Here is a 9,047-nt window from a genome sequence, read left to right on the forward strand (position 1 = left end):
ACTCGCCGGTAAGGCAGATCAGCCGATTTTCTGGTTCCAGCCCATTTACAATGGCCGGCTAGCCCGCTTTGTGGTTCTTATGGTTAACCTTTGGCTTGGAGCCCCCTATCACATGATGATGATTATCGGGACCCTGGCAACCATTCCGCGGGAACTCTACGAAGCCGCCGCCATAGACGGAGCCTCAGGCTGGCAGCGCTTTAAGTACATTACCTGGCCCATGGTTATTGCGGCCACCATGCCCGCCCTTATTATGACATTCAGCTTTAACTTTAATAACTTTGGTGCAGTCTACTTTCTCACCGGAGGTGGCCCGGCTTGGGATCCATCAAAAATTCCGGATAGTATGCGCATTGTAGGATCGGCTATGCCTGGACAAACCGATATTCTTATCTCATGGATTTATAAACTATCCTTTACCAAGGACTTTGAGCAGTACAACGTAGCTGCCGTATATTCCATTCTTATATTCTTTATAGTGGGCGGATTCTCCGTGTACAACCTGCTCAAATCCAAATCGTTCCAAGAGGAGGCAGGCGAATGAGCGAAAACAGGCCTTTAACCTTAGTAAAGGGCCGCCAGACCCAGGCAGCCCTCATGCGAAACTCCATTTTACGCTTTCTCCACTATCTCTGGCTCACCCTGACCTGCCTTATTATATTGGTTCCGATATTGTGGATGATTAGCGCGTCCCTCTCTAAGGGCAAACTACTTTCCGGCGTTCCCCTTATACCGGACTTTAGTAAGTTTTCCCTAGAACATTATGAATATCTCTTTACCTATAAGAGTCAGACGGGTGCCCAGTTTTCTGACTTCGTTTCAGCCTTTTTACGATCCCTGCAGATAGCAGTTGCGAATACTTTTGCAGTAGTGCTGCTTACCACCATTACAGGATTCGTTTTTAGCCGTTTTAAGTTCCGGGGAAAAAAATCGATACTGGTATCATTCTTGCTCCTCCAAATGTTCCCCTCCTTCATGGGTATGATCGCCCTCTTCATGATTTACCGGACCTTTGGATGGCTCAATAAACCCATACTGCTTACCTTAATATACGCTGCAGGGGCGATTCCCTATAATACATATTTAATCCGGGGATACATGCGGTCCATTCCCCTTTCCATAGATGAAGCAGCCCTTATCGACGGGGCCAGTAAGACCCAGGTGTTTACCAAAATCATACTCCCCCTTTCCACCCCGATTATCGGCTTTATTGCGGTAAATGCCTTTATGGCCCCCTGGATGGACTACATGCTGCCCAACCAGCTCCTTAACATGCAGAACCAGACCGTTGCAATCTTCCTGTACCGGCTCACCGATCCGCTTATCACCCTTTACTATAATCCATTAAACTTCATGGCTGGAGCCCTGGTGCTCGCAACGCCTATTACGATTGTCCAGTTCTACATGCAACGCTTTATCGTCTACGGTATGGCTGCCGGCGCAGAAAAGGGCTAAATAACTTGTGGCGGTCCGCAGAAAGCGGACCGCATTTTTATATAGACTTGCGACAACCCAACAGATACAATACGAACCATGGAAGAACATCAAAAGAAAGCAACCTTACCCCTTTGGACCGCAGCAAAAGCATGGTGGTCCGATTCAGCTGCCCAAGAATGTAAGAATCTTAACTGGTTTTTTATACTTGCCATTTTTATTGCATCAACCATCGCTATAAGTCTTCCCTTTGCCGCAAACCGCTGGAGAGAAGCGGATGCCGCTTCTCAAGCAAGCCAGTACCCGGGCCTGGGGAATGTCTTTGAGGACTTAGCATCTAAAAACTTTGAGTTTTCTATCAGCTCAGGGAAAATGACTGTAAGCAATTCCGAAGATCCCCTTACTCTTAACTCTGGAAACTGGGATATCCTTATCAGCACCAATACTGATAAGTTACATGTTCAGGAAGCAACTGGTATTGACGAAACCAAGCAAGAATCGGAAGCGGCTGATATAGTAAAGAGCCGCCGCAATCTGCTTCAGCTGGGCCCAGACCGTTTTTTGATACGGAATGGAAATACAGGTATCCTGGTGAGCGCACCGCTTCAGGCCTTTGAAGGTTTTTCTTCCGATATATTAAAACAGGCGGCTCAAAACCGCAGGACCCTGGCGGATCTTATAGAGGGGCTCTTATTTACCGCCGCCTTTTCATCAATCCCTTCTCTTATACTTACCCTCTTTCTTCTGATGCTTGTTCAAAATCTTGCCTTTGTGACAATACTCGGCGTAATGCTTTCATTTGCAGTTTATCGGAAAAAGCTGGGAGACGAACAGGAAAAAGCAATACGCCCCCTGGAAGGCATAAAAATGGCCGCTGCTATTATGGCAGGGCCTGCTTTTGTGATAGGACTCGTAGGGCTTTTTATCCCCGCCTTTAAGGCTCCTTTTTTGTGGCTAGCCTATTCGCTCCTTGCGGGCATCCGGGTCGTGGTCCTCTACACAAGCCGTTACCGCAGAGCCAATATCAAACATAACTGACTTTTGAAATTGGATCCATAGCTATTTCACTATCTCGTATACCGCCGACTGGGCGGGATCCAACGTAAGAGTCTGGCCGGCGGTGAGAAACGTACGGCCTTTGTCCGGCACCATGCCCTGGCTGCTTGTCCAGAGGAGGGCAAGTTTTACATCCTGGGGAACCTGAGCGGTAAATTGCAGGCTGTCCAGGTTATGGAGTACCAGCACTCTCTGGTTATCGTTCTCCCGCAGCCAGGCGAGCAGATAGGACCCATCAAAACCGGCCCAGGGAACAGTTGCGAAGGCTCCCTGTCGGATTGCGGCGCTTGCCTGTCTGAGCTCACTGAGCTTTAGGTAATGCCGCAGGAGACTCTGCGGGTCTTTAAGCTGATCCCCAACCGAAGGAGTAAGAGTATTCTGGCCAGGTTCAACTTTACCACTCGATTTCATCCAAGTGACGGCAGGTTTTGAACTATCGTTGTTCCATCTAAAGGCATCCCGGCGGGCCACATCATCGTTTTTATAGCGACGTCCTGTCATGCCAAGTTCTTCCCCATAGTAGACATAGGGAAGTCCCGGTAAAGTCTGGTATATCGATGCGGCCATTTTTGCCCGACTCAGAACCAGCTGTTTGGTAGTGCGAACCTGTTCCGAATCGGAGCTTTCGATCTGCCAGCCCTTTACCGCATCCAGGCTCAGGCTCGTCATGAGGGAGCTGATATACCGGTCCTGGTCGTGGTTGGAAAGGAGCGGCGCGGGCTGGAATGCCGGAATTTTGCTGTACTGACCATAAATATTCTGATAAGCGTTGATAAAACCGGTGGCGCTCATCCTGCGGACCGCATCGATTACCTGCCGGGCGGCGGGAAAATCAAAGAGGCCGTCAAATACACCCGTATAGGACGTAACTTCTAAAAGGTTTTCCGTCAGGACCTCGCCGATAAAATACACATCCGGCTTTACCCGCCGGGCCGAACGGCGGAGATCATTCCAGAATGTCTTGTTTAGCGCCAATGTGGGGGTCCCTGAAGGCATTTCGTTCGGATCAAAGGCATGTTTAGCCGCATCAAATCGGAAACCGTCGACGCCCTTATTCAGCCAGAAGGCAAGTATATCCTTGAGCTCGTTCACCACGTCCGTATTGTCAAGGTTGAGATCCGGCATACCCTCCCAGAAGGCGGAAAAGTATTCAAAAACAGAGCCATCGGGGCGTGTGTACTTGTAGAACCGGCCCATACCGCTGGCGCCATAGGAAACACCATTTTGTTTAGTCCGGTAATAATTCACATAGGGGCTAGAGGCGGACTTCATGGCTTCTAGAAACCACGGATGTTCCCGGGAGGTATGGTTAAAAACCATATCAAGGATAATTTTAATTCCCCGCTTATGGGCTTCCCGCACTAACTCTTCGAAATCCGCCATGGTGCCCAGTTTAGGGTCTATAGCCTTGTAATCTTTTACATCATAGCCATGGTAGGAGCTGGCCGGGTTAATCGGAGAAAGCCACAGGGCTGACACATTCAAATCGTTATGGGTCTCTGGATTGCTGTCATTAAGATAATCTAAAGCCTGGATCAAGCCCTTGATATCACCATAGCCGTTTCCATCGGAATCGGCAAAAGAATAGACAAGAACCTGATAGGCAGGCCCTGCAGCGTCCTTCCACCAGGGTAGGTCCTGGGCCTCAAGCGGCGCCGGAGAAAGCCAGCCAACCAAAAGCGAAACGATAAGAACAAAGAACAGGTTCATCAAATTTCCTCCAAAATATCGCATGAAACACTTGCCCATGCACCAATCTGGGGCTAGTATATCATAACTAAACCGGTTTTGGAGACCCTTATGACAGATTTTTTATCACAATTGACCTATACCATTCGTCCAGGAACGGAGCGGATATTGAGCTGGGCGGACCGAGAACGGGGTTATATTGATGTACGTTCAGCCCAGTTTGCCGCCGGCGCTGGCTATGTGCGGGGCAATCTGTGCAGATGTAAGGATGTGCTGCTGGGTTCTGGCCGGGACCTTATTTCCCGGGCCGACACTGCCATATCCGCATCACCGGGGGAAATCCGGTTTAACTATCGCAGCGATGAGCTTGCGTTGTCACTGCTTTTAGAACAGAGCGCCCTATGGCTTTCTTTTTCATCAAGCTGTGCTCTCTTGCTCCCCAAAACCGATACACCCTGGTGCTATGACACCAGAATTGTCGAAGGCAAGACAATACATATAGTAAAGCGGGACGCTAAAAAGGCGTCTGTTCCCGCAAAAAAGGCTGCCGGAGAAGAACCTTTACTGTCGGGCGAAGCGGTGGCCATTGCATCTATAGAACCGATTGAAATAAAGGTATTACATGGATCGGAGTCGCTGCACAGTACAGGGATTACCAAAATTCCGGAGGGTTATGAACTCTGCCTGCTAAAAAAATCTTCACCAGGGACCATTAATGATGGCACCGGGAAATCGGCACAAACCAAAGTCTACATTGCCTGGGGCGAGAATTCGGCCGACAAAGCTGCGGATCTGTTAGTCCAGGACGGCAAGGCGCTTCATCAACAAAAAATAGAACAATTCTTTTCTTCCTTTACTTTTCGCTCTGGGAACGAAGTTTTTGACAGAGCACTTGCCTGGGCTGCCTTTTCTGGCTGGACCATGGTTACCCGGGAGTATGGCCTTGGCATCTGGGCGGGGCTTCCCTGGTTCCGGGACAACTGGGGCCGGGACACCTTTATCGCCCTGCCGGGCATACTCCTCGTTACGGGCCAGTTCGCAGAGGCAAAGGAAATCATCGCTACCTTTGCGGAACGGCAGGATAAAGATCCAGCCAGTCCCAACTACGGACGTATCCCAAACCGCTGGCGAAATCCCCAGGATGTTATCTACAACACCGTAGACGGCACCCCCTGGTTTATCCGGGAAGTCTGGGAATATGTGGAATATACAGGTGACACCGCCTTTGCCCTTGCCATGAAGGGCGTCATCGACCGGGCCCTGGAAGCAGACCTTGGCCGATGCGACGAGTACGGCTTTTTAACCCACGGACCGGCGGACACCTGGATGGATGCCCGCATTCGGGGCAAGGAGCCCTGGTCCGAACGGGGTAACCGGGCGGTAGAAGTACAAGCCTTGTTCTATACGGCTCTGCGCTGCGGCGAAAAGATCGCCCGCCTGGCAGGGGATTCGGCGCGGGAGGATCTGTACCGCACACGGGCGAGCGCCTTGAAAAAACAATTCCTTGCCCATTTCTGGTTCCCTGAACATGGCCGCCTGGCTGACCGGCTTTTAGATCCAGCATCTCCTGGTGTGGGGTCATCTGCAGAGCCGGATCTCCGCAGCAGACCCAACGCACTCCTCGCCGTCACGGTTCTGGCCATACTCCCCCAAGAGGAAGCCCTTCTGCCGGAAGAAATTCAGCGCCAGGTCCTTAAAGATGTATACCGGGAACTAGTGTATCCCTATGGCGTGGCAAGCCTTTCTCAGGAGGACCCTTATTTTCACGGCCACCATGACGGTTCCCCCTTCTATCACAAGGACGCGGCCTACCACAATGGTACCATTTGGCTATGGAACTCAGGTTTTGTCCTAGAAGCTCTCCTCCGCTTCGGCCGTTCCAGAGAAGCACTAAAGCTCCAAGAGGAGCTCTGCCGGCAGGTACTGGAAGACGGAGCTGTTGGAACCTTAAGCGAAAATAGCCATGCCCTGCTTGCCCCAGACGGACTCCCCACCCATTCGGGAACCTTTTCACAGGCCTGGAGCGTCTCCGAGCTTGTGCGGGTCGGTATGCAGTCCTGGCTCGGCATTCGTTTCAGCCTTACGGAAAAACGTGTTTTCATCGCGCCCCATCCAATACCAACCGCTGCGACAAATCAGGCAGGACCATCGGCCCAAGTAGATTCAGCGATTCAGACCGCCGCCCTTCATTTCTTGTCCGGTGCAGCCGCTTTTGGCCGCGGCAACCGTCTCCATGTACAGTTTGATGAAGGAGAAACGGGCTTCCATCTTACCCTGTACTGGGACCGCGTGGATCCGGGCGATCCAGAAACCCTTGATGCAGAATGTACCGTTCCATATCAGAAGGAACTCATTTCATGGAAGACCAAACTGGAGGGCGGAAAAACATACCGATTTAGCTGGGATCGGGACAAGAAAATTCTTGCAAAAACTCATGTATTACGCTCCGGGGAGCGGAACAATGAAATTTCTAGAGGCCTTTCCCAAGATCCCGCTGCGGTTACCTCGGAAGAAACCCTTGCATTTAAGAGTGAACCAAACCACAGCCTTACAGAACAGTGGGAAGCAGCGAGCCCCCGGCTCCCCACCTTTAACAGGCCAAGCCGGGAAAAAAACTATCTAGAAAAACAAATACTTTCTGGCCTTTATAACCGGGGGCCCATCGAAAGTCTCCGTGCCTGGTACGATTCAAAGGAATTTGCCCGTTCATATCATACTGATGAAGAACTGGGGGCAATTTGTACACCCTACTACACGGATTTTAAAGTCTGGGCGCCCACCGCAGCAGAGGTGCACCTCTGTGTCTGGCGTACCGGAGCGCCGAGCACAGATGCGCCGTTTTCAGACGAACCCCTCGAAGTTCACCGTATGTACCGGCAGGACAAGGGGGTCTGGCATATAAGGCTTTCAGGGGAATACCACGGCCTCTATTATACTTACCGGCTGCGGATCCACAGCCTAGAACGGGAAACTATAGACCCCTACGCAAAAAGCGCGGGCCTTAACGGCAACCGGGGCATGATCCTGGATCCCCGGCGTCTTGAACCTGAGGGCTGGCAAAACTGGTTACCCCCTGCCCTGCAATCCGCAAATGATGCCATCATTTGGGAAACCCATATTCGGGACCTTACAAGCCACCGGAGCTGGCAGGGCCCGGAAGAGCTTCGCTGCACCTACCTGGGGGCCGCATGGAGCAGCCCTGGTACCGCAGGCAGCGGCTTTGATTACATCCGGTCTCTCGGCGTTACCCATGTGCAGATCCTTCCCATTTTCGACTTTGTCTCGGTGGACGAAGGCCGCGTCAGAGAGCCAGAATATCAATCTCTCCCCCAGAACGGCGCCTTTAACTGGGGCTACGACCCGGGAAATTACATGGCCCCGGAAGGTTCCTATGCCACAAATCCCGCAGATGGCGCAAACCGGGTCCTGGAACTGCGAAGCCTTGTCCATGCCCTTGGAAAGGCTGGAATCGGAGTCATTATGGATGTGGTGTACAACCATGTACCGGACTACCGGCGTTCCGCCCTGGAAGCCTGCGTCCCGGGCTACTATTTCCGCGGCCGGCGGGATTCCGGCGCTGGAGACGACACGGCCAGCGAACGGTACATGTTCCGCAAATACATGATCGACAGCCTCCGCTGGTGGCTTACCACATACAAGTTATCGGGCTTCCGTTTTGACCTCATGGGCCTGCATGATGTGGAAACCATGCAGAGTATCGCCACGGAACTCAAAAAGGTAAAGCCAGACCTGCTCCTGTACGGCGAAGGCTGGAACATGTACGGCGGGTCCCGGGGCAAACGAGGTCTTTCCATGGCGAGCCAGCTTAATATACACCTTCTTCCCGACTACGGCATGTTCAACGACGCTTTCCGGGACGGCGTAAAGGGCTCAGTGTTCGATGCCGCCAGTCCCGGCTGGATACACGACGGCCGATATGCAGAAAGCGTTAAGTTCGGCCTTGTGGGGGCGGTTCATCATCATGATGTTCACAACCATGAAGTCAGCGGCACCGCCCGGCCACAGCCATGGACAGAACAAAGCGCCTCATCTATCAACTACCTGGAAGTTCATGACAACCTGACCCTTTACGACAAACTCCATCTGGTGGAAAGTTACCGAGAGCCGGCATATTACGGACGGCTCCAGCGCCTTGGTCTTACCCTGCTCCTCACAAGCCAGGGCATCCCGGTGCTGCATGCGGGCATGGAGTTTTTACGGACCAAGGAAGTCCCCGACGCCTGGATCGCGCAGGGGGGCATAGATAAATGCGTAACCGACCCAGCCACCGGCAGGCAGTTCTGTCATGATTCCTACAAGGCGGGGGACCTCTTAAACGGCCTTGATTGGGAGCGGGCGGCCCGAGAGGGCGCAACCGTAAACTATGTACGCTTCCTTATTAGACTGAGGAAAGAACAACCTGGTCTCCGGCTTGAACATGGCAATGCCATCCGCAAGGCCATATCGTTCCTCAAAGAAACAGAAGGGCTTTTAGTTTGGCAGATTGATGAACGGGCGACCGGGGTCGGGCCCTCGGTACTGCTGATCGCCGCCAACAGCCGTCCTGAGCAGGCCCAGATCTCCCTTCCCCATGGGACCTGGCAGCTCCTTGCAGACAGCGCCGCTGCTGCAACCTGGGAAGCCGGAACGGGGCCAGTAATTGACCAGAGCCTTGCCATTCCGTCCAAGGGAGCCCTCGTGTTGCTAAAATAGCCTACTTCTTTTCTACCAGGTACAAGTACTCGGTGACATGGATCGGCCGGTTTTTGAGGTTGCGGCTCCCCCGGAAGGTGTTATAGCGGCTTTCCAGGACCTCAGTCCGGCCGATTCGGTTAAGGAGGCTAACCATATCCTGGAGGGGGATGTAG

5 protein-coding genes are annotated in these 9,047 nt (G+C 52.4%); 4 read left to right on the plus strand and 1 reads right to left on the minus strand.

Translation table 11 applies throughout. From position 1 onward, the window contains the following. The 3 genes from Q7P68_RS13480 to Q7P68_RS13490 form a co-directional block, all read left to right on the plus strand. Positions 1-544 (plus strand): ABC transporter permease subunit (locus Q7P68_RS13480; RefSeq protein ID WP_304226528.1); only part of this gene is annotated, 544 nt, incomplete at its 5' end. Further along, a complete protein-coding gene (locus Q7P68_RS13485) occupies positions 541-1,455 on the plus strand; it encodes a sugar ABC transporter permease (protein ID WP_304226530.1) in 915 nt (304 codons plus the stop codon). The genes Q7P68_RS13480 and Q7P68_RS13485, both read left to right, overlap by 4 nt. Before the next feature lie 78 nt (positions 1,456-1,533). After that, complete coding sequence (locus Q7P68_RS13490; RefSeq protein ID WP_304226532.1) at positions 1,534-2,472, plus strand: hypothetical protein; 939 nt, start codon at positions 1,534-1,536, stop codon at positions 2,470-2,472. 21 nt (positions 2,473-2,493) lie between these two features. On the opposite strand, the gene Q7P68_RS13495 is transcribed toward Q7P68_RS13490, so the two are convergent. Then, complete coding sequence (locus Q7P68_RS13495; RefSeq protein ID WP_304226534.1) at positions 2,494-4,200, minus strand: alpha-amylase family glycosyl hydrolase; 1,707 nt, start codon at positions 4,198-4,200, stop codon at positions 2,494-2,496. A 90-nt stretch (positions 4,201-4,290) separates the two neighbouring features. Here Q7P68_RS13495 and pulA point away from each other — a divergent pair, with 90 nt between their 5' ends. Then, positions 4,291-8,892 carry a type I pullulanase gene (gene pulA, locus Q7P68_RS13500; protein WP_304226536.1) on the plus strand — a complete coding sequence of 1,534 codons (4,602 nt, stop codon included), beginning with the start codon at positions 4,291-4,293 and terminating at the stop codon, positions 8,890-8,892. Positions 8,893-9,047: the final 155 nt, after the last annotated feature.

The organism is Gracilinema caldarium (assembly GCF_029265695.1).
GTDB classification, from domain to species: Bacteria; Spirochaetota; Spirochaetia; order Treponematales; family Breznakiellaceae; genus Gracilinema; species Gracilinema caldarium_A.

Coding starts and splice junctions, on each gene's coding strand:
- Q7P68_RS13485 (WP_304226530.1), top strand. CDS start 541: ATGAGCGAAAACAGGCCTTTAACCTTAGTAAAGGGCCGCCAGACCCAG.
- Q7P68_RS13490 (WP_304226532.1), top strand. CDS start 1,534: ATGGAAGAACATCAAAAGAAAGCAACCTTACCCCTTTGGACCGCAGCA.
- Q7P68_RS13495 (WP_304226534.1), bottom strand. CDS start 4,200: ATGAACCTGTTCTTTGTTCTTATCGTTTCGCTTTTGGTTGGCTGGCTT.
- pulA (WP_304226536.1), top strand. CDS start 4,291: ATGACAGATTTTTTATCACAATTGACCTATACCATTCGTCCAGGAACG.